This window comes from Nonlabens sp. Hel1_33_55, from assembly GCF_900101765.1.
In the GTDB taxonomy this organism is placed as follows: Bacteria; Bacteroidota; Bacteroidia; order Flavobacteriales; family Flavobacteriaceae; genus Nonlabens.
Genome location: NZ_LT627735.1, coordinates 3,043,465 through 3,068,880, shown reverse-complemented (window position 1 = coordinate 3,068,880; position 25,416 = coordinate 3,043,465). Strand labels below are relative to the sequence as shown.

Sequence of the window (25,416 nt, the reverse complement as noted above, 5' to 3'; positions counted from 1 at the left end):
TAATTGCGCTTTCGCGAAAGCGAGATAATAAATAGATTAAAGGAATTTAGTCTGCAACGACTCCTTGACAACTGCTTCCTGCACCGGCAGTGCAACCATAGCAGTGTTGCGAAATCTGGATCTTGCGATCGTTGAGAAGATCCTCGTTGTAATCTTTGATATGCTGAATCTTGTTGTCCACCTTGAGATCCAGCATCTGGTTAAAATCACAATCGTACAACCAGCCATCCCAAGAAATGGAAATGGTATTTGTACACATCACGTTTTGAACCGCAGCGGGATTGTAAGCCTCTACAAGTGCGTACATATAGTCCTCGTAGTTTTCACTGGCTACTAAATAGTCCAGGAATCTTGCGATAGGTAAATTGGTGATAGCGAATAAGTTGTGGAAGTGAATTCCAAAATCTTCCATCAATGCTGCCTTCATTTCTTTCTCCATACTGGCTTGATCGCCTGGCAAATAAGCGCCACTAGGATTGTAAACTAGATCTAATCGCAAATCACTATCTGGCATCCCATAACCACGTTCGTTAAGTTCTTGAAGTGCTTTTATAGATTTGTCAAAAACTCCATCGCCTCGTTGCTTATCGGTTTTTCCCTTAGTCCAGTGTGGCATGGAGGAAACAACGTGAATGTTGTGTTTCTTGAAGAAATCTGGTAGATCGTGGTATTTAGGATTAGCTCTTATGATAGTAAGGTTAGATCTTACGATAAAATCTTGGATACCGGCTTTGGCAGCTTCTTCAACAAACCATCTAAAGTCTGGATTCATCTCTGGAGCACCACCAGTGAGATCTAGTGTATGCGCCTCGGTAGTTTTAATAACTTCCAGAATCTGTCTCATGGTATCACGAGTCATGATCTCTTTACGGTCTGGACCAGCGTCCACATGACAGTGCGCACAAACTTGATTACACATGTAACCTACATTTACCTGAAGAATTTCCAGCTTTTTGGGCCTAAGCGGAAACTGGTTCGTTTCCTTAATCTTCATGGCAAAAGAAGGTAGCTCGCCATCAGAAAATGGTTCACCGTTAAGAATTTCAAGTTGTTTATTAATGTTAGCTAAGTCGGCATCTCTTTTATGGAGAGACTTCTTAGTATTTACTGCTACACTCATAAATAGGGTTGTCAATTAATGAAATGACTGTAATTGTCGGTAATCGAGCAATCACAATACATAAATACGATAAAATTGTGGGGTAAGTTTTACAGAAATCATAAGAATTGAATAATGCGGTGTTTGTAAAAAAGGTAAAAGGATCGCATTAGACTCCTTCAATGAATTCTAAGTCGTGGTTCTCGACATAATTTTATTTACACCTTAAAATATTTCTGTGTAGTCAACATAGAAGATTTTAGGTGGTATAATATACCATCGCAAAACCCCAGGTAAGTCAGTGTCAATGATTTTCTAGACTAGTAATCCTAGTGTTGATTTTGAGCTGCATCCTGAGTTGCTACATCTCCAACTTGTTGACTTTATTCATCATCTGGACACCGTGAACTAAAGTTGCACCACCTTTTATAGCGCCAGCAACGTGAATCGCTTCCATCATTTGCTCTTTGGTCACACCGCGTTTTAAAGTATCGCTAGTATATGCATCGATACAATAGGGACATTGTACAGCATGGGAAACAGCCAATGCAATTAGAGATTTTTCTCTCGCCGTAAGTGCGCCTTCTTCAAAAACACTCCCGTAATAATCAAAAAACTTAGTTCCTAGCTCTTCACTCCATTCGGTTATTTTACCAAATTTTCTTAAGTCTTTTGGGTCGTAATATGTCTTATCCATCTTTGAAATTTTAGATAGCCAAGTTACAATTTCTAATGACTTTTGACACCAATATTGAAATGTGGCAATTCATTAAATATCAGTTAAAAGCAAATCACAGACATTTGAATTCCTTTACATTTGGCCGAACTTTCAAACAAAAATCATGATTAAAATATTAGGAATTATAATGACTGTAGGCGGTGCTATCGCCCTTATTTTAGGAGTACTTTCTGCTTTTGGCAGCTTGGCTTTAGGAGCAGGACAATGGCCTTCTATCATTCTAGGCGTAGTATTCTTCTTTGCAGGTATCTCATTGATAAAGTATCGCAAAGACACTGATCAAGTATAATTTACTGATACATTATATAAAAAAAGCCGCTTGAAAATCATCAAGCGGCTTTTCTTTTTGATGTAAATCCTATCTAATTAATAGGTTCCAATAACATATAGGCAAATGGTCCCATAGCAGTCGCCTCGTCATCTTTAAAGTTTACCGTAGCGCCAGACATGAGATCTAGATAGGATCCTTTGAATCCCATAGCAGAAGTCTTTGTTTCTTTATCTGATAAATTAGCAATGTATAGAACTTTGTTACCGTCTTTTGAACGTTCAATCGCATAAATATCTGGGTTTTCAGTATCAAGGCGTTTGTATTCCGCAGCATTTTTACCACCGTTCAGAGCTGGATTGTTTTTCTTTATTTCACCTAATCGCTTCATTTCTTCCCAAACGCGTCCTTTTGTTTTAGGAATGGAATCTTTCTCAAAAAATTTCAAACGCTTCTCCATACCATATTCTTGACCTGAATAAATCAGCGGCATTCCAGGGATTACATATTGGAAGACAAGCATCGCATCTGCAGCATTTCCCATTCTTTCAGTTACCGTTCCATTCCAGGAGTTTTCATCATGGTTGGTGATGAAATTCATAAGTATATCATCTTCCTGATATAAGGAATCGTTTCTTTTCATGTAGGCATCCCATGCTGCTACTTTAGTTTTCCCTTGAGCTAACTCATTCATAAGATGGTGTCCTTCCCAATTGTAACCCATGTCAAAAGCTTGCTCAAAAAGATCCTTTTGCTCGCTTTCTGCCAGCATGAATAATGGCTTTACTTCTTCCAATTCAGCGTTGTTGGCATTCCAAAAGTCTGTAGGAACATTGTCTGCTACATCACATCTAAAACCATCTACATCGTGCTCTTCTACCCAATATTTCATCGTTGCTGTCATCGCAGCACGTAAATCAGGATTGTCGTAATTCAAATCTGCCGTATCTGTCCAGTCTGTTCCTGCTGGATGGATGATTTCTCCAGCTTCATTTTGGGTATACCATTCTGGGTGCTCGGCAATCCATTTATTGTCCCAACCAGTGTGATTAGCTACCCAATCCAGAATCACGAACATATCATTATCATGCGCCGTTTGAACAAGTCTGTCTAGATCTTCTTCGGTTCCCAGATCTGGATTTACCGCAGTATAATCTGCGACAGCATAATAACTACCTAGGTATTTCGTTCGTTCGTTCTCATCCTTGATATCTTCCACCATAAGATCTCCTTTTGCCTTTCTGTTTTTCTCAGAGATTGGAAAAATGGGCATCAACCAGATAATTTTGACACCTAGCTCCTTAAGTTGCGGGATGTCCTTTGTGAACTCATTGAAAGTTCCCTCGGGAGAATACTGACGTATGTTTGCCTCGTAAATGATAGCGTTCTCAAGATCTTCATCTGTAATCGCCTCATTTGCAACCACAGTTTCCTCTTGAACAATTTCTGTTGGCTTAGGTTCTTCCTTGCAGGCGATTAAGCCGCAGATCAAAAAGAGTGACCAGATATATTTTTTCATGATTAAATTTATTTATTGATACTTCGATTTCTGATATAGATAATTTTAAATTTTCTTGCCTGTACTTACTTGTTGATTGTCGTGTGTGGAAGTGATTGGATTATTTCGCTTTCGCGAAAGCGTGCATTTTTCATCTACCATTTTTGACATTATCCGATTCTCGATGGAATAGGCTTCAAAATATTTATCAAATTAGGTCCGACTAAAATATACGTGCGCTGTTCTGACAAATTATAATTTGAATAGCACCCCATAAAGCTGCATCGTTAAAAACTAATTGTCCAAATCGATAACATGACTCGTTTTTCCAGCTACTTGCAATGTTCCCGACAGGTCGATTTCTGAATCTGACAAAATATCAATACCGTTTTTTGCTTTACCTAAACCTTCTTCAAAACGATTCATGTCTAGAGAGACGGCTTCTGGATTGTTATTGATAATAACCATCACGCGGCTGTTCTCATTGTGTCTGAAATAAACATAGCAATTTTGCTCTGGTACGTATTGCAACAATTTACCGGTGTGAAGTACTGGTTTGTTCTTGCGGTAGTTCAGCAATTTTTTAGTGAAAGCTTGGTACTCATTTTGAGACTCCGTTGGATTGACGAAAGCATTTACCTCATCACCATTCCAACCACCAGGAAAATCGCGGCGTATATCACCATCACCTAACTTTGATTTGTCGCCCATCATTCCTATCTCATCGCCATAGTAAATTTGAGGGGTACCACGTGTGGTTAAAACCAAGGTCAGCGCCAGTTTATAATTTTCTACATTATCATTATAGACTCCACCACCACTAAAACGGTTGGTGTCATGGTTTGCCATAAACACCAATAAATTATCAGTATCTGCATATAGAAAGTCATTGACAAAGTTCTCGTACATACGCACCATTCCTTTGTCCCAACCTTGTTCTTCTTCCTTAAAAGCTTCCATGATCGCATCATGCAACGTGAAGTCCATCACGCTAGGCAAATCTGTATTATAATTTTGGATGGCCGCCACTGGAGAGTCTTTTTGCCAGTAAGAAATCTGAGCTTGGTCATGCAACCAAGTTTCTCCTACAATATTGATATTGGGATATTCCTTCATGATGGCTTTAGTCCAATCCGCTATTCCTTTTTTCTCATTGTAGGCATAGGTGTCTACACGCAAACCGTCCAATCCTGCATACTCAATCCACCAGATGTTATTCTGAATAAGATAATTCAATACCAACGGCTCTTCTTGATTTAGATCAGGCATGCTGCTCACAAACCAACCTTTTTCTGCATAACGCATATCGTATTCACTCACATGCGGGTCCATTTGAACCGACTGTCTATAAGAAGAATTTGCATAGCCTTCTACCGGGAAATCCCTGTCGCTATCCTTGTTATCATCAAATTGATGAATCCAGGATTCCATGGGAAGGTCCTGCATCATCCAGTGTGTAGAACCCCAATGATTAGGAACCACATCCATAATCAATTTCATGTCACGTGAATGAAGTTCATCAGCCAGTTGGCGATATAATTTGTTGGTTCCATATCGCGGGTCTATGTTGTACAGATCACTTTGTGCATAAGTGTGATATGATGTTCTTGCAGCATTATCTTCCAACATTGGTGTGCTCCAGATAGCTGTAGCGCCTAGATCATCGATATAATCTAGATGATCAATTATTCCCTGAATATCGCCACCATGGCGGCCATTTCTATCAGATCGGTTTAATTTATCTACCATAGAATCTACAGAATCATTGCTGGAATCACCGTTGGCGAAACGGTCTGGCATTACCAAATAAATCACGTCACTGGAATCAAATCCCATGCGTTCTTTGGATCCAGATGCTCTGTTTTCCAATCGGAAGATTTTAGAATTAGCTTTCTTTTTTCCAACTGAAAGGTTATAATCTCCTGCAGGTTCTCCACTAGTTTCAACCGTGACAAACAGGTAATTTGGATTAGCTGTTTTGGCGATATTGACGATTTCTAAGTCTGAAGTGACTTCTCCTTTAGTGGCTATGTCCTTACCATACATCATGACTTCCACTTGTGTGTGCTCCATTCCTGTCCACCAGTTAGGTGGTTCCATACGCTGAATTTGTGCTAGTGACGCTTTCGCGAAAGCGAACATCAAGAAAATACTTAGTGCTTTTTTCATCTCTCTATATAACTATTAAACGAGCTTTTTTACAAAATCCAACTACTGAATCTCAACAATGCTGATTCCAAAACCACCGCCAGGAGCCGTAAATACATCAAGTTTAGACTTACTAGTTACCTTCTTTGTGGAGATTTTGTACGCCTGTGGATTGTCTTTGTAGTGTGCATTCTTAGCATCTGCATAAATGGTGGCCATATACTTTTTGCCTTTCTCCAAGAAATCCAAAGACATTTGAGATGTACGTGGTGTCGTTCCGTTTGAATTACCTACAAACCAACTGCTCGAATTTTTGTCTTTTCTAGCAATGGTAATGTATTCGCCAGGTTCGGCTTCCAGATATTTGGAGATTTCCCAATCTACAGGAACGTCCTTGATGAATTGGAAAGCATCCAGAAAGCGGTTGTAATTTTCAGGAAGGTCTGCTGCCATTTGTAACGGACTGTACATGGTCACATAAAGTCCTAGCTGATTTGCCAGCGTGAAATTCCCGTGAGAATTATTTTCTGGATTTACTTTAGAAATATCCATTTCAAATATTCCAGGCGTATAATCCATTGGTCCACCTATCAATCTTGTAAATGGAAGTATTGTAGTGTGATTAGGCTTAGATCCTCCAAACGCTTGAAATTCCGTTCCTCTAGCCGACTCATTTCCTATCATATTGGGCCAGGTACGAGCTATACCAGTTGGTCTAACTGCCTCGTGAGCGTTGATCATTATTTCATAATCAGCGGCTTTCTCTACTACATATTGATAATGATTATTGATCCACTGGCTGTAGTGGTGCTCGCCTCTAGGCAATACATTACCGACATAACCTGTCTTTACCGCATCATAATCATATTTATTCATGAATTGGAAGGCAGTATCGAGATGACGCTCATAATTACGGGTAGATCCTGATGTCTCATGATGCATGATCATTTTAACGCCTTTGGATTTTGCGTATTCATGAATTCCTTCCACATCAAAATCTGGATAAGGAGTTACAAAATCAAATACATAATCCTTAGAATGACCGAACCAGTCTTCCCAGCCTTGATTCCATCCTTCTACAAGAACTCCATCAAAACCATGAAGTGCTGCAAAATCGATGTATTCTTTAACATGGTCCGTATTTGCTGCATGGGTTCCATTAGGTTTTAATTCGGTATAGTCAGTTTTTCCTAATTGTATAGCAGGAATTTCATCAGTATAGTCCCAAGAACTTCTACCGGTAATCATTTCCCACCAGACGCCTATATACTTAGTTGGTTTGATCCATGAAGTATCTTCGATTTTGGATGGTTCATTGAGGTTGTAAGTCATTCTGGAAGCCAATATATCTGTAGCTTCATCGCCCACAATGATCGTACGCCACGGTGTTGATAATGGTGATTGCATATATCCTTTATCACCATTGTTATCTGGAGTCAACCACGATTGAAATGTTCTATTATCCTCACCCAATTTCAAGTGCATCGCACTGTAGTCGATAAGTGCAGCTTCATGCAAGTTGATATACAAACCGTCTGCAGTTTTCATCATGAGTGCTGTTTGAACGCCATCTGGTGAGATGGGTGTTTGTGAAGCATTATCACCTATCGCACCAGCGTGTAACTTCCTAATTTCAGAAAGTTTTGAGGTTGTGTAATCATATTCCTGAGTGTCAAAATCCCCTGCAATCCAGAATGCCTTATGATCGCCTGTCATGGTAAATTGTGTCAACTCTTCCTCTATTACAAAATAGGAGAATTCTTGTTTTGGAAACTCATATCTAAAACCCAAACCGTCATCAAATAGTCTAAATCGCAAGTTCATCTTACGATCGGTGGCTTTTTGGTTAAGGGACACCAGCATCTCATTATAATGATTGCGGACTTTTGATTCCTCGCCCCAAACTGGTTCCCAGGTTTCGTCAAAGGTGCTGTTGTCAAATCCTGTAGCCTCAAAATCATTCTTCAAGGATTTCTCGTCATTCTTCAGGTCAAATCCTAGAGAACTTTGGGCGATCACCGTTTTTCCATTGAATGTCAATTGGTATTGTGGTGTGCCTTCTTGCGATAAGTCAAATTGCATTTCAAAATCACCGTTGGGAGATTTGAGAGTTTGTGCTTGTGACGCTTTCGCGAAAGCGAAATACATCAACGCAGCAATTACATATTTAAAATTTTTCATGGATTATGCTTTTACAGTTGCCGGTTCCAATCTGATCTCTTCACCGTTTACAATTATATCTTGAGTACTATCTCCTTCAAGGGTTACGGTCGTTTGATGTGCCGTCACGTGAACCTTGAGAATCTGATCTCTAAAGTTGATTTTAAAGCTGAAGGATTTCCATTGCTCAGGCAATCGCGTAGTGAAACTAGGGATATCATTGACAATCTTCAACCCGCCAAAACCTTCTACAATACTCATCCATGTACCTGCCATGCTGGTAATGTGACAACCTTCCTCAACCTCGTGATTATAGTCATCAAGGTCCAATCTAGAGGTTCTCAAATAGAATTCATAGGCTTGATCCATACGGCCCAAATGTGCTGCCTGAATACTGTGTACACATGGCGATAAAGAACTTTCATGAACCGTTAACGGCTCGTAAAAATTGAAGTGTTTCTCCAATTCTTCTTTAGTGAAATGATCCTCAAAAAAGTAGAATCCTTGAAGTACGTCTGCCTGTTTTATGTAACAACTGCGCAAAATGCGATCCCAGGACCATTTCTGGTTGATAGGTCGTTGAGATGATTTAAGATCAGAAACCGGTATGATTTCCTTATCCAAAAATCCATCTTGCTGAAGGTAAACGCCCAATTCCTCATCGTAGGGTTCATACATGTTTTGAGCAACATCCAACCAAGAAGTTAATTCACCGTTCGTCACTTTAGTCAAGCCTACGATTCTCTGATAGTCGTCGTTATGACCACTTTTCACCTTGTCAAGGTGATTAATGGCTTGCTCAATACACCATTTTGCTAAATAGTTGGTGTACCAGTTGTTGTTTACGTTATTCTCATATTCATTAGGACCAGTAACGCCAAGGATCATGTATTTCTTTGCGTGCTGGGAATATGTGGCTCGCTGGTGCCAGAATCTGGCGATAGCGATCATGACTTCCAGACCCATTTCTGGGATGTAAGAGTAGTCACCTGTATATTTTACGTAGTTGTGGATGGCAAAAACCATCGCGCCGTTGCGGTGGATTTCTTCAAAGGTAATTTCCCATTCGTTATGGCATTCCTCGCCATTCATGGTTACCATAGGATACAGAGCAGCTCCATTGGAGAATCCCAATTTCTCGGCATTCTCAATGGCCTTGTCTAGCTGCTCATACCTATATTTCAGTAAATTTCTGGCGACCTGTTGATCTTTGGTAGCCATGTAGAAAGGTATGCAATATGCCTCAGTATCCCAATAGGTAGACCCGCCATATTTTTCACCTGTAAATCCTTTAGGGCCAATATTTAAGCGAGCATCCTTACCAGAATAGGTCTGATTCAGCTGGAAAATATTGAATCGAATACCTTGTTGTGCTTTTAAATCGCCTTCAATAGCGATATCTGCCATAGACCATATTTGTGCCCATGCCTCCTTTTGATCTTGTAATAATTGTGTGTATCCCTTTTCAATTGCCGTATGCAAAACACGCTTTGCAGCATTTAGAATTTCAAAATGCTCATAATTGAGGCTTGAAGTATATCCTGCATACTTAATTAAGGTTGCAGTTTCTCCTTCAGATATTTCAGTAGCAATTTTATGTCTAACAACCGTATCGTTTTTGTCAAAATGGTCTGCATACTGCACGTGCTCCCCATTTTTATACAATTCTGATTGCATGTAAGTACAAACGTAAAAGTTGGTTTTATTGGTACGGCTACGTATGAAACCTTGATGATCTGTAGATTGTAAATCTTCTACTTCCCAGAACTTATCGTCCCAATTGGTATCTTCGTTAGTGATTCCTGCATCAATATAAGGTTGGAAGGAAATACGCATATGGCCCTTTACGGCTTTCACACTATAATTGATAACCGCGAGTTCATCTAGGTTCATGCACAAAAATCTGCGCGCTGTAACTTTAATGGTTTTATCAGCAGTAATGTCAAGTTCAAAAGTGCGCTCGTACCATCCTTCTTTCATGTTGAGTTCACGACGGTAATTGCGAACCTTTGATTTTTCAACCTTTGCTAGATCCAGAGATTCTCCATCAATGAAAATATCGATACCTATATAATTAGGTGCATTTAAAACTTTGGCGAAATACTCTGGATATCCATTTTTCCACCAGCCTACTCTCGTTTTATCAGGATAATAAACGCCCGCTAGGTAACTTCCCTGAAAGCTTTCACCAGAATAGGATTCTTCAAAATTTGCACGTTGACCCATAGCACCATTACCTATGGAGAATAGGCTCTCACTAGACTTGACTAAGTCAGGATTCCAGCCTTCTTCAATAATGGACCACGCGTTAGGTTTTATATATTCTCGACTCATTACTTCGTTTTATTCAATAACTGTTCTTGATAATTGGCGGGCATTTCTAAAAAGCTTTCAAAAACTTCATCTGCCTCGCTTAAATTTTTTACTTCTCCCAAACCTATGCTGATCATTCCAGCATTATTGGCGGCTTGAACTCCTGAAATACTGTCCTCAAATACAATCGCATTTTTTGACGGCATGTCAAGCAAATCGCATGCTTTAAGGAATACTTCTGGATCTGGTTTGGCTTTGCTGACATCTGTTCCATCGACAATCGCATCGAATAGGTCGTGAATTCCCAATTTCTTTAGGATAGGCCTAGCATTTTTACTGGCACTTCCTAGAGCTATAGGTTGTTCGCTTTCGCGTAAGCGTAACAAAAAATCATGTACTCCAGGTAGAATATCATCTTGGGTTAAGGTCTCCACCATTTCAAGGTATTCTTCATTTTTCTGAATCAACTTACGATCAAAGGTTTCTTGATCAATTGTCTTATTTCCCCATGCAAGAATTTTCTCTAACGAACGGACTCTTGAAACTCCTTTGAGCTGCTCATTTTCTGCTTCCGCGAAAGCGATACCCAATTCTGCTGCCAGTTTTTGCCAGGCTACAAAGTGAAATTTGGCCGTATCGACAACGACGCCATCCAGATCAAATATGAATGCTTTTTTACTCATTGGTAATCGATGGTTGATAGGTTATAGCTTTTTTATTGGTGATCAAAAGGTTAGAGAATGCCGCCAAAATCAGGAATATACCCGCAATAGTCATCGCATGAATCGACTCTTCTCCAATTAGATTATGGAGTAAAACCACGCCACCAAGTGCCGCAATTATTTGCGGAATCACAATGAACATATTGAAAACACCCATCATCAATCCCATTTTTGAACTATCCACACTACTGGATAACATGGCGTATGGCATGGACAGAATGCTTCCCCAAGCAATACCGACTAGTGCAAAACATAGAACAAGCATTCCTGGCTCGCCTGGTATGAAGAACATGAGTAGAAATCCCGCGCCTCCCAAAATCAAACTCGCCATGTGAACAACCTTCCTATTGATGCTGTTATACGCGGTGTAAAATGTGAGTAACAGCGCAAATGCCATAGAGGACAATCCATAGATTCCCATTTTTGAACCTACATCATCAGACGCTTCATTGTAAGCTTTATCCTGTGTCGCATAATCATCCGCTCTTGCTTGATCTAGAAATAGAGTCGCTTGATTTGCATCGAGAAGTACCTCGTCATTATTATCCAGCTGTGCGAAGTTTTTCACATCAGGTTTAGGTGCGTTGTATATATGTTCTGTCAACGCTGGATTTGCCAGAGTCCACATCGCAAAAAAAGCAAACCATGAAAAGAATTGAACAACTCCCAATTTTTTCATGATCGTGGGCATCAATGCATAGGTTGAGGAAATGGTTTCCCACATTCCTTTTTTCTCTTCTGGCTCGCCAGCATCATCAAATGCTGCCATTTCTTCTGGAGAGTACTCTTTGGTAGTAAAAATGGTAACGAGTATCGATGTAATAAAAACAAGAGCTCCAACACCGAAGGCGATCTTAACGGAGTCTGGAACGACTCCTGGAGCTGCCTCGTTTGATATGTTTAATGTGTTGTTTAGGAACTTCGGCAAATTACTGGCGATCCATGTTCCAACTCCTATAATTAATGTTTGTACAACAAAACCGTAACTGCGTTGTGATTCTGGTAGCTTATCTGCTACTAATGCACGAAAAGGCTCCATGCTAATATTAATGGATGCGTCAAGAACAAGAAGTAGTCCGGCTGCCATCCATACCTCTGAAGAAAATGGCATAAACAACAAGGCAATACTACTAAGGATAGCACCCAACAGAAAGAAAGGTCTGCGACGACCCAACGTTTTATGCCAGGTATTGTCACTCAAATATCCTATAATGGGTTGAACGATCAATCCTGCAAGCGGTGCAGCAATCCACAGCATAGGTATATTATCCTTGCTGGCTCCCAAAGTTTCAAAAATACGGGACATGGTAGAACCCTGAAGGGCAAAACCGAATTGTATACCGAGAAAACCGAAACTCATGTTCCAGATATCCCAGAAACCTAACTTAGGTTTTTGCATATCGTTAATTGTTAATTACGATAAGCCTTATGACTTATCAAAACTTGGTGTGTGCGAAGAAAACAAGTTTCGGATAAGTGTCGTGATAGAATATATCACAAGTCAAATATAATATTATCGAGGCGTAGATTCACGTTCTACTAGCGAAGTTTTTACGATAACGGTTTCGTAACTCTCCTCCATATCGTGCTTACTTTCGAGCCTTTCTATCAATTTTGCAGCAGCCAGACCGCCCATATCTTCACCTTTTTGACCTATGGTTGTCAAGGTTGGACTGGCATACTTGCTTAACATACCATCAGTAAAAGCGATAATTGCGACGTCATCAGGAATGGATTTACCCATCTTTTTAAGAGCCTTACTAGCAGTCACAGCAAAGAGTTCATTCACAGCGACAACACCATCATAGTTTCCTTGTTTGAGGAATTTTTCGATACTTTTCGTACAATTCTCTGCATCCTCAATTTTTAAAACACTGGATTCTTTGAACTTAATACCTCTTTTCACAAGTGCATCCTTAAAGCCTTGAGTCCTTAATTTACCTACACTTACATAGTCAACGGTAGAGATGATGCCTAGATTTTTCTTGCCCTTACGCAAAAGGAAGTCTGTCGCGCTTTGTGCAGCGGCCACATCATCTATAATAATTTTATCGCAGGCAATTGAGTCTACAACCCTATCAAACATTACGATAGGCATTCCTTGATTAAGAACCTCTCTTAAATGATGAAAGTCCTGACGTTCAAGAGTTTCCTTTGAAAGGCTCATTATAAATCCGTCAATACTACCATTTGCCAGCATATCCATGTTAACGACCTCTTTATCAAAACTTTCACCAGATAAACAGATAATTACTTGGTAACCTTTCTCGTTGGCAACCTTTTCTATTCCAGAAATTACAGTAGCAAAGAAGTGATGGACGATCTCAGGAATAATAATCCCTATCTTTTTAGTCTTTTGATTTTTAAGGCTTAACGCAATGTTGTTAGGCTTGTAGTTGTATTTTTTTGCATAGTCCTTAATCTTATCTCTAGTTTCCACACTAATCTCGTGCGAATCCCGCAATGCTTTGGAAACAGTAGAAATAGACACGTTTAAGTCCTGTGCAATTTTCTTTAAGGTAAGCTTTTGAGCCATTTTTATGTGATTGGATTATAAGGAGCACGCTTTCGCGAAAGCTAAATATACTTCAACTATAATAACTACAAAAAGCCGAAAACGTTTTCGTAGAAATAGGTGTTCAAAACAGCCCCTTAACGTTTTGTTTACATAGTTTTATCCCGTGTGAGAAGAAGACCGTTTTATAATCATTAACTCAAACTTCAGAAATGAACCAAAAATTAAAAATTGCAACGTTATTACTCTTATTACCTCTATTTGCCCTAGCGCAGACGGTAAGAGGAACTGTAACGGACGCTTCAACCAACCTTCCCGTTTTGGGAGCATCTGTTGTTGTACAAGGAACCAGTAATGGAACTTCAACAGATTTTGACGGTAATTACACCCTTAATAATGTTCCTGAAGATGGAATAATTGTTATCAGCTATTTGGGATATGCCACACAAGAGATTCCTTATACAGGTCAACAAACGCTCAACATCGCCCTTGCAGAAGATGCTGCACAGTTAGATGCCATTGTTTTAATAGGTTATGGTGAAGTTCGCCAAGAGAACGTAACAGCCGCGCAGACTACTGTAAGCGATGAGGAATTCAACAAAGGTGCAGTTGTTTCTCCGGGCTCATTAATTGCTGGTAAAGCAGCTGGTGTGCAGGTTACAGCAGCTACAGGTCGTCCTGGTGACGGACCTAGAATTAGAGTACGTGCCGGATCGACATTAAGTGCAAATGCTGATCCTTTATATGTAGTAGATGGTATACCTCTAGATTCTAGAAATGCCAATTTGAACACTATCAACCCGGCAGATATTGAAAGCTTTACCATTCTCAAGGATGCAAGTGCCACTGCTATTTATGGTAACCGTGCCTCAAACGGAGTTATTCTCATTACTACTAAAAAAGGGAAATTTAATCGTGAGTTGCAAATAGGATACAATGTTCAATTTGCTATTGACAAAAATACTGATGATGTTGACGTATTAACTGGAGGTCAGTTTAAGACTTTAGTAAATGAGATTGGTACAGCAGAAGATATTGCTTTATTAGGAAACGCAAGTACTGACTGGCAGGATCGAATTTATCAAACCGCAACTAGAGCAATTCACAATATCACACTTTCTAAAGGTTATGAAAACACTTCATGGAGAGCTAATTTAGGTTATACCAATCAAAACGGTACGCTTAAAACTTCAGGCTATGAAAGAGCAAGTATTAACGCTAGTGTTATACAAAATCTCTTTAATGATGATTTAAAATTAACTTTATCTGTACAAGGTGCATTAGAAGATATTAATAGCGCAGATGAAGGAGCTATAGGAAGTTCTATCGATTTTGATCCAACACAACCAGTGTTTGATCCTAATGGCCCTAATGGTTTTTTTGAATATTTTCAAAACAATGGAACTGTAGATCCATTAGCGCCTAGAAACCCACTAGGCTTATTGAATAGCTTAGATGCTGGAACAACTAACGATCAGATTAGAACTACTCTACAGGCAGATTACCAAATACCAGGTGTAGATGGTTTGACCCTAAATGGAACAGCAGGTATAGATTATAATGAGTTCGACACTTTTTCAAACAGGCTACCTAACTCTGGTGTAGGCCTTACAACAGGTGCTCTTAATTCAAGTTCTAACGGTTTTAGAGTAAATCAGCTATTAAATGGTCGTGTAGATTATAAAACTGATTTAGAAAATCTGGATTCTTCGCTAGAATTAACCGTAGGAAGTAGCTACCAAGAATTTAGAAGAGAAAGCGTAAGCTTTAGTCAGGATAATACTGGAGCTCCAGTTCAACCATTTAATGCATTTAATAAAAATGTATTGATTTCATATTTTGGTCGTGCAATATTCGATATTAAAGATCTATTAGTTTTATCGGCTAGTATTTCTAGAGATGGTACCTCAAGATTTTCACCTGATAACAGATGGGGAACCTTTGGAGGTGCAAGTGCAGGTCTTAAATTGACTAATCTTGACTTTGTTCAAGAAAGTGGATTTGTTTCCCAGCTTAAATTAAGAGGTGGTTACGGTGTTACTGGTCAACAAGATATAGGTGAAGATTTCTTATTTATTCCAAGATCCACACCTAGTACAGATCAAGCAAGAGTTCAAATAGGAGATCGTTTCTTCACAACCGTGAGACCAGAATTAACTGTTGATTTGAAATGGGAAGAAACTAGTCAATGGAATGTAGGTTTAGATTATGGCTTCTTTGATAATCGATTAAGCGGATCTGTTGACTTATATACACGTGATACTGAAGACTTACTCCAATTCGGTCCTTTAGCTGCTGGATCTTTAGGGAATTTTGCTTTGCAAAACGTTGGATCGACTAGAAGTAGAGGTTTGGAACTCGCTGCAAGTCTTGATTTAATAAGAGCTGAAGATTTCAACTGGGAAATAGGAGGAAACTTGACTTTTAATGAGATCGAAATTACTGACCTTTCTCTAGGAGAAAATGACGCACCAGTACCACAAACGCCAGTTGGTGGTGCAGGTTTCAACAACTTCATTCAAGAATGGGCTGTTGGCGCAGATCCTACCGCATTTGTTGTTTATAGACAAGTTTATGGTCCTGACGGAAACCCCTTGGACGGAATTTTCGTAGATAGAAATGGTGACAACGTGATTAATAGTGATGACAGAGTTCGCTATAAGAAAGGAAATCCTGATGCCTTCTTTGGTTTTACCTCTAATTTCAACTACAAGAGATTTGACATGAACTTTACTTTACGTGGTGCTGTAGGAGGTTATAACTATAATAATGTGAGAGCTTCACGTGAAAATGCAGATGCGATCACGGAAAATCCTGGCAATTGGTTAAATAATTCCACAGATGGAATTTTGAATGACCGCTTCTCTAGCGCTCCACTAAACCTATTGTTTTCAAGTGAGTACATAGAGAAGTCAGATTTTTTAAGGTTGGATAACTTATCGTTAGGATATACCTTCAATACCGACAAAATAGGAATAAGAGCCTCTGTAACAGGAACTAACCTATTCGTTATAACTGATTACAGTGGTTTGGACCCAGAAATAGGTAACGGTGTTGATCAGGCAATCTTTCCTAGATCTAGAGGAGTCATTTTTGGATTGAATTTTGAATTTTAAAAATTATACATGATGAGAATATATAAATTAGTTTTTGCATTATTTATTGCATCGGCAGCATTTGTTGCTTGTGAAGATGCTCTAGATCTTGAGCCTGAGGGCAACACTTCTGCATCAGGAGAACTTGCAAATTTAGAGGCTTTTCAAGGTCGCTGGGCAAAATTGTACGCAGGTCTAATCACAGGTGGCCAATCTGGTGGTGATGGTGGTGCGGATATTCAGGGAATTGATGGTGGCTTTTCAAACTATGGTAGATTATTCTGGAAACTTTCAGAATTAACTACTGATGAAGCCATAATTGCTTGGAATGATGGTACCATCAAGGACCTTCACTGGCAAAACTGGACTCCAGACAACGAGTTTATCGCTGCTATGTTTGCTAGACTGAGTTACCAAGTAACCCTAACTAATGCATTTATTAGAGAATCCTCTGATGCTGCTATAGCAGACGCAGGCCTTTCAGGAGCAGATGCTGAGTTAGTAAGAAGCTACGTCTCAGACGCTAGATTTTTGAGAGCCTATTCTTACTACCATGGTATGGATATGTTTGGAACCTTACCATTTACCACAGAAAATACCGCGGCTGATGGTTCAGAATTACCTGAATATATTTCAAGAGAAGATCTTTTTGCATACGTAGAAAGCGAATTGCTCGATATTGTTGATCAGCTCCCATCCGGACAAGGATCAGATTATGGTCGTGTGAGTCAAGCTGCAGCGCAAATGTTACTTGCAAAAATTTACATGAATGCAGAAGTTTATACAGGCACACCTCGATACGGTGACGCCCTTACCTATGTAAATGCAGTAATCGGTCAAGGTTATGTCATTGATACTGACTTACCTTATCGTGCATTGTTTCTTGCTGACAATAACATCAATGGTGCACAGAATGAGTTTATCTGGACATTGAACTACGATGGTGAAAATACACAGACCTTTGGAGGAACCACCTTTCTTTCACACGCACCAGTTGGAGGAAACATGGATCCAGCAAACTACGGCTTAGATTCAGGTTGGGGTGGAATTAGAACCACTCCAGAATTTGTAGCTCTTTTCCCTAACGAAGAAAACTCCAATGATTCGAGAGAAAACTTCTTTACAGAAGGACAGCAAAAAAGTATCGCAGATGTAGGAAGGTTTCAAGATGGATTTGCCATTGTTAAGTTCCAAAATGTGAATCTTGATGGCACACCGGCACCTAATCCAACATTTGTAAGCACAGATTTTCCAGTATTTAGATTAGCTGATGCTTATTTAATGTATGCAGAGATCGTAGCACGTGGTGCTGGTGGTAATAATGCAACAGCAGTTAATTACATCAATACCATAAGACAAAGAGCGTATGGGAATGATTCTAATGGAATTTCAAGTAATGATCTTACTTTAGATTTTATACTTGATGAGCGTGGTAGAGAACTACACTGGGAATCACATAGACGTCAAGATCTTATCAGATTTAATCAGTTCTCAACAAACGGAATCTGGGAGTGGAAAGGAAATGTTCAAAGTGGTACAACGACAGCTGCTTTTAGAAATGTATTCCCAATTCCAACAACAGAACTTAATTTGAACTCAAACCTAGTCCAGAATCCTGGATATTAATTAATAAAATAACTCTATAAAAATGAAAAAAATCACAACCCTTCTATTGTCTTTTCTAGCGATTATGGCAGTGGTATCTTGTAGCGATGATGATGAGCAATTGTTTATTGATCAAGCAGATTCTCAGCTCACTTTTGAATCACCTGCTTCTGCTTCGTATATATTAACTTTTGAAACTAAAGATAATTTAGCAGAGCGTCTTGTATGGAGTACTCCATCATTTGAAACTCCTATATCAGTAACTTATGCTGTCGAGGCATCCACTGATCCTAACGATTTTTCAAATGCAGAAGTGGTTACTACAACCAATAATAATTTTGTAGATCTAACTGTAGAACGTCTCAATGACCTTTCTGCAACTTTAGGTTTGACTCCATTTTCTCAAGGTGTTATTGCAATGAGAATTGTAGGAACTACAGCAGATGCTGGTATGGAGCCACTAGTTTCAGATATTTTGACTTTATCTGTAACTTCATATACTACAGATTCTCCAAAACTTTATGTACCTGGTAATTACGCAGAATCTAGCGGTTATGGCGCAAACTGGACACCTAGCGATTCAGAAACTCCTTTTTTAGAAGCTACAGAATTTGGTAGTGTAGAATTTGAAGGATTTATTTTTATGAGTAATGACGCTCCTGAATTCAAGTTTACACCAACTAACGAAGGTTTTGAGGGTGCTTTTGGAGACGGCGGAACTGGTATGCTATCAAATGATGGTGGTGCTGGAAACCTTACTGTTCCTGGTCCAGGATATTATTACATTACTGTAAATCTTGATCCTGATGGTGACCCTACTACAGACGATGCTTCATGGAGTGCTTCTTCACGCGTTTGGGGAATCATAGGCGCGGCTACTCAGCCTACAAATCCTGCAGGATGGGATGATGAACTTAATATGACCTATAATAAAGAAACAAAACTGTGGACTGTAGAACTGACAATGGACGCAGGAGAGTTCAAATTTAGAGCACAAGAATGGACAGATTTTACCAATTTTGGTGATAACGGTGGCGATGGTGTGCTTGAATTTAACTCAGCCAACATTGAGGTAGGTACTTCTGGTACTTATAGAGCAGAGCTTGACTTGAGCCAGCCACGTAATTACACCTATGAATTGGTATCTATTTAAGACATAGGGATGATTTTAAAGGGCTGTTCGCAGCCCTTTTTTTTGTTCTAATAATAAAAATCAGATATGAAATATATAACTCTACTACTTACTTTTTTAGTATTCGCTTTCGCGAAAGCGCAAGTATCAACAGCATCGCCTACACCTACAGCAGATCAGGCAGTAACAATTTTGTTTGACGCGACAGGTACACCTTTGGAAGGGACCACTCAAACGTTACACCTATATGCCGGTGTCACGATTAATGGGCAGGACTTTCAAAACACACCAACTGGAGAGAATGCTTTTTTTGACAATGATCCAACGGTTAATCCAACATTTACGAGTACTGGGCAGAATTCCTACCAAATCACATTAGGACCTACCTTAAATCAATATTTTGGAGTAAATCCTAGTACGGATATAATTACCGCTATAGATTTTGTAATTAGAAACGCGAATGGAACCAATGGAAATAATCCAGTACAGACCCAAGATTATAAGTTAACCATCTTTCAACCAGGGTTGAATGCTGTGATCACCACACCTAGCGATAATCAAATCATTAATTTAAATCAACAAATAACCATTAGTGCCAGTAGTTCACAAAATGCAACACTTGACCTCACTGTCAATAATACAAGTATTGCTAATGTAAACGATCAACAAAACCTGAGCGTACCTTTTACTTTCGATACCGCTGGAACCTATGAAATTGTTTTTACTGCAGACACAGGTAATGATGTGGTTACAGATCGAGTGCAAGTATTTGTTCCTGCGGCAACTCAGACGGAGGTTAGACCTGCCGGTTTAAAAAATGGCGTGAACGAGAATGCAGATGGTAGTGTTACTTTCCTTCTAGCGGCTCCTGCCAAATCGAGTGCACTACTTATCTCTAGCTTTACAAATTGGAGACCAACGCTAGCAACTCAATTGAAGAAGGATGGAGACTACTTCTGGGTAACAGTGCCTGCCAATAATTTTGTGGCAAATGAAGAGTTTCTCTATCAATACATCGTTGATGGTACCATAAAAATAGCTGATCCTTTCAGTACAGAAATTTTAGACCCTATAACAGATCAATTCATAAAGGCTGGAAACTATCCTAATTTATCTGCATATCCAATGGGTGAAACCACAGGTGCGATAAGTCTAGCTACTTACTTAGAAACACCGTATCAATGGAACATTACAGATTTTCAAAGACCAGATAACGAGAATTTAGTAATCTATGAATTACTAGTGCGCGATTTTTCTGAAGAAGATAGTTATCAGGCGATTATAGATAACATAGACTATCTCACTAACTTAGGAATAAATGCGGTTGAATTTATGCCTCTCAATGAATTTGGTGGTAATGATAGTTGGGGCTATGATCCAGCTTACCATGGTGCTCTAGATAAAGCTTATGGTACACCTGATAAATTTAAAGAACTTGTTGATTTACTTCACGCTAATGGAATTGCAGTAATTCTCGATGTGGTGTATAACCAAGCCACTGGTAGCAGTCCTTTGGTAAAATTGTGGCCAGACGATAGTGGTAATGGAGCTGGACCAGACAATCCTTATTTAAATACATCAGCACCACATCGTGTACTAGAGTTTTTTGAAGATTTTAATCATGAAAGCCCTTGGACTAAGGAATACGTAAAGCAAACGTTACAGTATTTTCTAGATGAGTTTAATATTGATGGATTTAGATTTGATTTAAGTAAAGGATTTACGCAAACTATAACAAACGGCTTCGGTGATTGGGGAGCTCGTGACGACTCAAGAATAGCGATACTTAATGATTACAAATCTTTTCTACTCGATAATAATGATAGCGACATCTATCTTATACTCGAACACCTTGCAGATTTTGAGGAAGAGCGTATTCTAGCTAATAACGGTTTTATGATGTGGGGAAAGATGACTACGGAATACAAGCAAAACTCTTTGGGCTATTCAGACAATTCTAATCTTTTTAGATCGTATTTTACTTCAAGAAATTTTGATGATCAGCATCTGGTATCCTATGCAGAAAGTCATGATGAGCAGCGTATCATGTTTGAAACGTTGAACTTTGGAAATCCAGATAATTCCTCTTACAATATTCGTTCACTACCAATCGCTTTAGACAGACAAGAAGCCCTCGCTGCAGTACAATACAGCATTCCTGGACCTAAAATGCTGTGGCAATTTGGCGAATTAGGTTATGATATTGACATCGATGAAAACGGGCGTACCGGTAGAAAACCAGTTCCCTTTACTAACGGTTACAGCACTAATGCAGATCGTTTAGACTTATATGAAATAACTAGTGAAATGATTAAACTAAAAGTTAAGTATCCAGAAACCTTTAACAATAGGAATAACTTCTTGGAGCTTAACGGTGGTCTTGTTAAGAGAATAGAGCTTAGAGGTTCTGAATTTGATGCTGTCGTACTTGCGAATTTTGACGTGACGCCTAAGCAAATTTCTCCTAAGTTCACTCAGACCGGTACTTGGTATGATTATTTTGGTGGGACTAGTTTAGATGTGACAGACCAGAATGCAAACATCAACATTCCAGCAGGTGGATATAAAGTTTTTTCTTCAAGAGAACTTAACACCACGGCGAGTACTAATGATAATGATCTTTCAATCATAGATATACAGTTGTATCCTAACCCTACTCGCGATGCTTTCAAGTTTAATGTACCTATGCAAAATGTGATTGTAAGATCAATGACTGGGCAGACGGTTAAAACTTTTGGGAGTAATCAGGAGCGTTATGATGTATCCAATTTAGCATCTGGAATATATATTGTGGAAGCATATGATTTTAAAAACAACCGTTCATCGATTAAATTGGTTAAAAAATAGACTTTATAAGAGGTTTTTGAATCTTTAATTTGTGATTGTCGATAAACAAGGTATATTCGTCGATAGATAAGTAAAACAATCCCTAAAACGTTAGACTTATTTTAAGTAACCTTTACTCTTTTCAACAATTTATATGGTTACAAAACCTGCTTTTCCCAAAGCAGGTTTTTTGTTTTTATTATGATTACAACGTATTGAATGATATACATTTACACCTTAAATTTTATCAAATGAAAACTCTTTTTAAAGTATCGTTTATCGCAGCAGCAATGGTAATATCTTTTGCTTCATGTAGAGAAAATGAAGAAATGACTGCTGAGGAAACTGCGCAGGACATGATTGATAATGGAGACAATGTCGAAGTTAAAGAAGACAAAGTCAAGATTGAAAACAACGACGGTAGCGAGACTAAAATCAAGTACGACGATAACGGTAACGTTGAGAAAATAAAAACCGACGACAACTCTTAATCCCTAAGATGCCCGAGTGGAATTGCCGATTTACTTTTAGTAAATCGGCTTTTTTTATTTGAATAGTTGACGTTCCAATAGAAAAGTCGTCAAAATCACATTGAAGTCTTTCTGAATATCTACGGGAACATATTTAATCCTGTATTGACCGCACTTCACTCTTAATTCTTCAAAATATATAGAGATAGATTCCTTATAGGAGTCTTTGACATTATCTGCATATACGTTGATATATTCTCCAGATTCCACGTCAATAAACCGAGTTGGTCTATTCTCAAAATCAAAATTGATTTCTGTTGCACTATCGTAGGTGTGGAATAACACGACATCATGCTTATTATATTTCAAGTGTCTTAGTGCCTCGAATAATTCCTCTTCCTGGCGATCATTTTGGAACATATCTGTGAATAGAATGATCAAGGATCTTCGTTTGATGTTTTCAGCGATCTCGTGTAGATATTTGTAGGTGTCCGTTGCCTTGAAATTATTCTTCTCAACACTGACGCCATTTAATTGATCCAGCAACATGGTGTGATGGCGCTCACTTCCTTTTTCTGGAGCATAGTACTCATAGGTATCGGAATACACACTTAACCCTACAGCATCCCGTTGTTTTTTCAACAAATTCATAATGCTTGCAGTAGCCAGTGAAGCAAATCCAATTTTATTCAAAGATCCCAACTCCTGACTCTTTACTGCTGGGTAGTGCATGGAAGCACTATTATCCACAATTAAGTGACATCTTAAATTAGTCTCCTCGTCGTATTTTTTGGTGTAGTATTTATCGGTTTTGGCATATAATTTCCAATCGATGTGTCTTGTACTTTCCCCTTGATTGTAGATTTTATGTTCCGCAAACTCTGCGCTGAAACCGTGAAAAGGTGATTTGTGCATACCACTGATATAGCCTTCCACTACCTGGCTAGCCAGTAATGCGAGGTTCTTAAATCCAGAGGTTTTGTTCAGTTCCTGTTGCAGATCCATGTAGTGAAGATAAGGTTTGAAAGTTCCAAGTTCCAAGTTCCAAGTTCCAAGTTCCAAGTTCCAAGTTCCAAGTTCTAAGTTCTAAGTTCTAAGTTCTAAGTTCTAAGTTCTAAGTTCTAAGTTCTAAGTTCTTAAGATGCTTGCTCGAGCATAGCCAAGAGCTATATATTTAAAAAGTTTTGAATGAGTTACTAAAGGTTAACAATCTATCGAGACAGACTAAGAATCTACCTTTCAATTTCAAACAGAAACTTCAGCAATTAGACCTTCACCACCATTTTACCCTTGTTCTTTCCATCAAACAAATCTAGAAATGCCTGTGGGATCTCATCAAATCCTTCTACGATCGTTTCCTCGTGTTTAAGCTTGCCACTTTTTAGCCAGCTGCTTAGTTGCTCAATACCTTCTTCAAAATCTTCCTCAAAATTGCGAACTATGAAGCCTTGCATTTTGAGGCTTTTCTTGACAATCTTGGTTTCCAGTCGTGGTCCTGTAGGTTGTTCTGTTTCATTGTAAAGGGATATTGCACCACAATTGATCACTCTACCAAAACGGTTGATATTTTCCATGGCTGCATCCAGCGTATAACTTCCAACATTGTCAAAATAGACATCTATACCGTCTGGTGCTGCTTTCTTGATTGCAGCTGCCATGTCATCGGTTTTATCGTAGTTGATCGCATCATCAAAACCGAATTCATTCTTGAGCATTTCTACTTTCTCATCAGTTCCTGCGATTCCTATGACTTTACATCCTTTAATTTTACCAATTTGTCCCACAACAGATCCTACCGCACCAGCAGCTCCAGAAACTAGCAACGTCTCGCCTTCTTTGAGCTCTCCTATTCTGGTCAAACCAAAATATGCCGTCAATCCAGTCATTCCCAAAACTCCCAAATAAGCACTTAAAGAGACTTTATCTTTGCTCACCTTGCGTAATCCTTTGCCATTGCTGGTTTGAAATTCCTTCCATTGCAGCATTCCGGTTAGGAAATCACCTTTCTGGAATTTCTCATGTTTGCTCTCCACAACCTCCGCAACTATGGCAGATTGTATGGGTTCATCCAACTTGAAAGGCTCGATATATGATTTCTCATCACGCATGCGGCCGCGCATGTATGGATCTACTGATACATATTTGGTTTCTAGCAAAACCTCTCCATCTTTTGGCGATGGCTTATCTCTCTCGACAAATTCGAAATCAGAGGTTTGTGGCTTTCCTTCGGGTCTATTTTTAAGCAGTATGGTTTTCATCGTTTTTTCTTTTCAAGATATTACGATTAGGGCGAGTTAGCTGCCAGCACTTTCTTAAAACTGGGTTGGTTTTGGTTAAACTATTGTTGGGTAGAAGCACCTTTTAGCTCAACTAAAAGCAATTGATTTGTAGATCAAGATTTTAAATTGTTCCGCTTTCGCGAAAGCGAACTAAACATCAACATCACTGCATAAAAAAAGCCCATCGTTATGATGAGCTTTGAAGTTATAAGGAAAGTGTTATTATTTCAACAACTCATCCAATGCGTCTGTGTAAGCATTTTTAGGAGCAACTCCTACTTGGCGGCCTACTACTTCACCATTCTGGAATACCAAAACGGTTGGGATATTACGTACACCATACTTTGCTGCAAATTCCTGATTTGCATCAACGTCAAGTTTACCTACTACGGCTTTGTCTGTATATTCACTAGAAACCTCATCAATGATAGGACCTACCATACGACATGGTCCACACCAAGCTGCCCAAAAGTCAACCAAAACAGGTTTGTCACTTTTAAGGACTGTTTCTTCAAAATTTGCATCTGTTATTTCTAATGCCATGATT

At 39.0% G+C, this 25,416-nt stretch carries 18 protein-coding genes; 6 read left to right on the top strand and 12 right to left on the bottom strand.

What is annotated here, in order from left to right:
* Positions 1-46: 46 nt before the first annotated feature.
* Together arsS and BLO34_RS13745 are read right to left on the bottom strand one after the other, a co-directional pair.
* A complete protein-coding gene (arsS, locus tag BLO34_RS13750) occupies positions 47-1,120 on the bottom strand; it encodes an arsenosugar biosynthesis radical SAM (seleno)protein ArsS (RefSeq protein WP_090756120.1) in 1,074 nt (357 codons plus the stop codon).
* A 340-nt stretch (positions 1,121-1,460) separates the two neighbouring features.
* On the bottom strand, positions 1,461-1,796 hold the full coding sequence (locus BLO34_RS13745) for an arsenosugar biosynthesis-associated peroxidase-like protein (RefSeq protein ID WP_041495143.1): 336 nt from the start codon (positions 1,794-1,796) through the stop codon (positions 1,461-1,463).
* 145 nt (positions 1,797-1,941) lie between these two features.
* Between BLO34_RS13745 and BLO34_RS13740 the strand changes: the two genes are divergently transcribed.
* Entirely contained in the window at positions 1,942-2,127 is a 186-nt protein-coding gene (locus BLO34_RS13740) for a hypothetical protein (protein ID WP_090756118.1), read from the top strand.
* A gap of 73 nt (positions 2,128-2,200) precedes the next feature.
* Here the strand turns inward: BLO34_RS13740 and BLO34_RS13735 are convergent, their stop codons facing one another.
* The 7 genes from BLO34_RS13735 to BLO34_RS13705 all read right to left on the bottom strand — a co-directional run bounded on the left by BLO34_RS13735 (position 2,201) and on the right by BLO34_RS13705 (position 13,483).
* Positions 2,201-3,625 (bottom strand): alpha-amylase family glycosyl hydrolase, encoded by a 1,425-nt coding sequence (locus BLO34_RS13735; protein ID WP_090756117.1) that lies wholly within the window; start codon positions 3,623-3,625, stop codon positions 2,201-2,203.
* Positions 3,626-3,898: 273 nt separating this feature from the next.
* Positions 3,899-5,773 carry an alpha-amylase family glycosyl hydrolase gene (locus BLO34_RS13730; RefSeq protein WP_090756115.1) on the bottom strand — a complete coding sequence of 625 codons (1,875 nt, stop codon included), beginning with the start codon at positions 5,771-5,773 and terminating at the stop codon, positions 3,899-3,901.
* 42 nt (positions 5,774-5,815) lie between these two features.
* Positions 5,816-7,933 (bottom strand): glycoside hydrolase family 97 protein, encoded by a 2,118-nt coding sequence (locus BLO34_RS13725; protein WP_090756114.1) that lies wholly within the window; start codon positions 7,931-7,933, stop codon positions 5,816-5,818.
* A gap of 3 nt (positions 7,934-7,936) precedes the next feature.
* Entirely contained in the window at positions 7,937-10,246 is a 2,310-nt protein-coding gene (locus tag BLO34_RS13720; RefSeq protein WP_090756112.1) for a glycoside hydrolase family 65 protein, read from the bottom strand.
* On the bottom strand, positions 10,246-10,908 hold the full coding sequence (gene pgmB, locus BLO34_RS13715; protein WP_090756111.1) for a beta-phosphoglucomutase: 663 nt from the start codon (positions 10,906-10,908) through the stop codon (positions 10,246-10,248). Before pgmB ends, BLO34_RS13720 begins: the two co-directional genes overlap by 1 nt.
* Complete coding sequence (locus BLO34_RS13710; protein WP_090756109.1) at positions 10,901-12,346, bottom strand: MFS transporter; 1,446 nt, start codon at positions 12,344-12,346, stop codon at positions 10,901-10,903. The genes pgmB and BLO34_RS13710 overlap by 8 nt, the downstream gene beginning before the upstream one ends.
* Before the next feature lie 114 nt (positions 12,347-12,460).
* On the bottom strand, positions 12,461-13,483 hold the full coding sequence (locus tag BLO34_RS13705; RefSeq protein WP_090756107.1) for a LacI family DNA-binding transcriptional regulator: 1,023 nt from the start codon (positions 13,481-13,483) through the stop codon (positions 12,461-12,463).
* Between the two features lie 191 nt (positions 13,484-13,674).
* On the opposite strand from BLO34_RS13705, the gene BLO34_RS13700 reads away from it, so the two are divergent.
* The 5 genes from BLO34_RS13700 to BLO34_RS13680 all read left to right on the top strand — a co-directional run bounded on the left by BLO34_RS13700 (position 13,675) and on the right by BLO34_RS13680 (position 22,611).
* Positions 13,675-16,578 carry a SusC/RagA family TonB-linked outer membrane protein gene (locus tag BLO34_RS13700; protein WP_090756105.1) on the top strand — a complete coding sequence of 968 codons (2,904 nt, stop codon included), beginning with the start codon at positions 13,675-13,677 and terminating at the stop codon, positions 16,576-16,578.
* 9 nt (positions 16,579-16,587) lie between these two features.
* Positions 16,588-18,183 (top strand): RagB/SusD family nutrient uptake outer membrane protein, encoded by a 1,596-nt coding sequence (locus BLO34_RS13695; protein ID WP_231959514.1) that lies wholly within the window; start codon positions 16,588-16,590, stop codon positions 18,181-18,183.
* Positions 18,184-18,205: 22 nt separating this feature from the next.
* Positions 18,206-19,315, top strand: coding sequence for a SusE domain-containing protein (locus tag BLO34_RS13690; protein ID WP_090756103.1), 1,110 nt, complete (start codon positions 18,206-18,208; stop codon positions 19,313-19,315).
* 66 nt (positions 19,316-19,381) lie between these two features.
* The gene (locus tag BLO34_RS13685; protein WP_090756102.1) at positions 19,382-22,141 is read left to right on the top strand and encodes an alpha-amylase family glycosyl hydrolase; all 2,760 of its coding nucleotides are present in this window, start codon (positions 19,382-19,384) and stop codon (positions 22,139-22,141) included.
* A gap of 230 nt (positions 22,142-22,371) precedes the next feature.
* Positions 22,372-22,611 (top strand): hypothetical protein, encoded by a 240-nt coding sequence (locus BLO34_RS13680; protein WP_090756100.1) that lies wholly within the window; start codon positions 22,372-22,374, stop codon positions 22,609-22,611.
* A 54-nt stretch (positions 22,612-22,665) separates the two neighbouring features.
* On the opposite strand, the gene BLO34_RS13675 is transcribed toward BLO34_RS13680, so the two are convergent.
* The 3 genes from BLO34_RS13675 to trxA all read right to left on the bottom strand — a co-directional run bounded on the left by BLO34_RS13675 (position 22,666) and on the right by trxA (position 25,412).
* Complete coding sequence (locus tag BLO34_RS13675; RefSeq protein WP_090756697.1) at positions 22,666-23,595, bottom strand: DUF58 domain-containing protein; 930 nt, start codon at positions 23,593-23,595, stop codon at positions 22,666-22,668.
* 260 nt (positions 23,596-23,855) lie between these two features.
* Positions 23,856-24,848, bottom strand: a complete 993-nt coding sequence (locus BLO34_RS13670; RefSeq protein ID WP_090756098.1) for an NADP-dependent oxidoreductase — start codon at positions 24,846-24,848, stop codon at positions 23,856-23,858.
* 243 nt (positions 24,849-25,091) lie between these two features.
* The gene (trxA, locus tag BLO34_RS13665; protein WP_090756097.1) at positions 25,092-25,412 is read right to left on the bottom strand and encodes a thioredoxin; all 321 of its coding nucleotides are present in this window, start codon (positions 25,410-25,412) and stop codon (positions 25,092-25,094) included.
* Positions 25,413-25,416 lie beyond the last annotated feature (4 nt).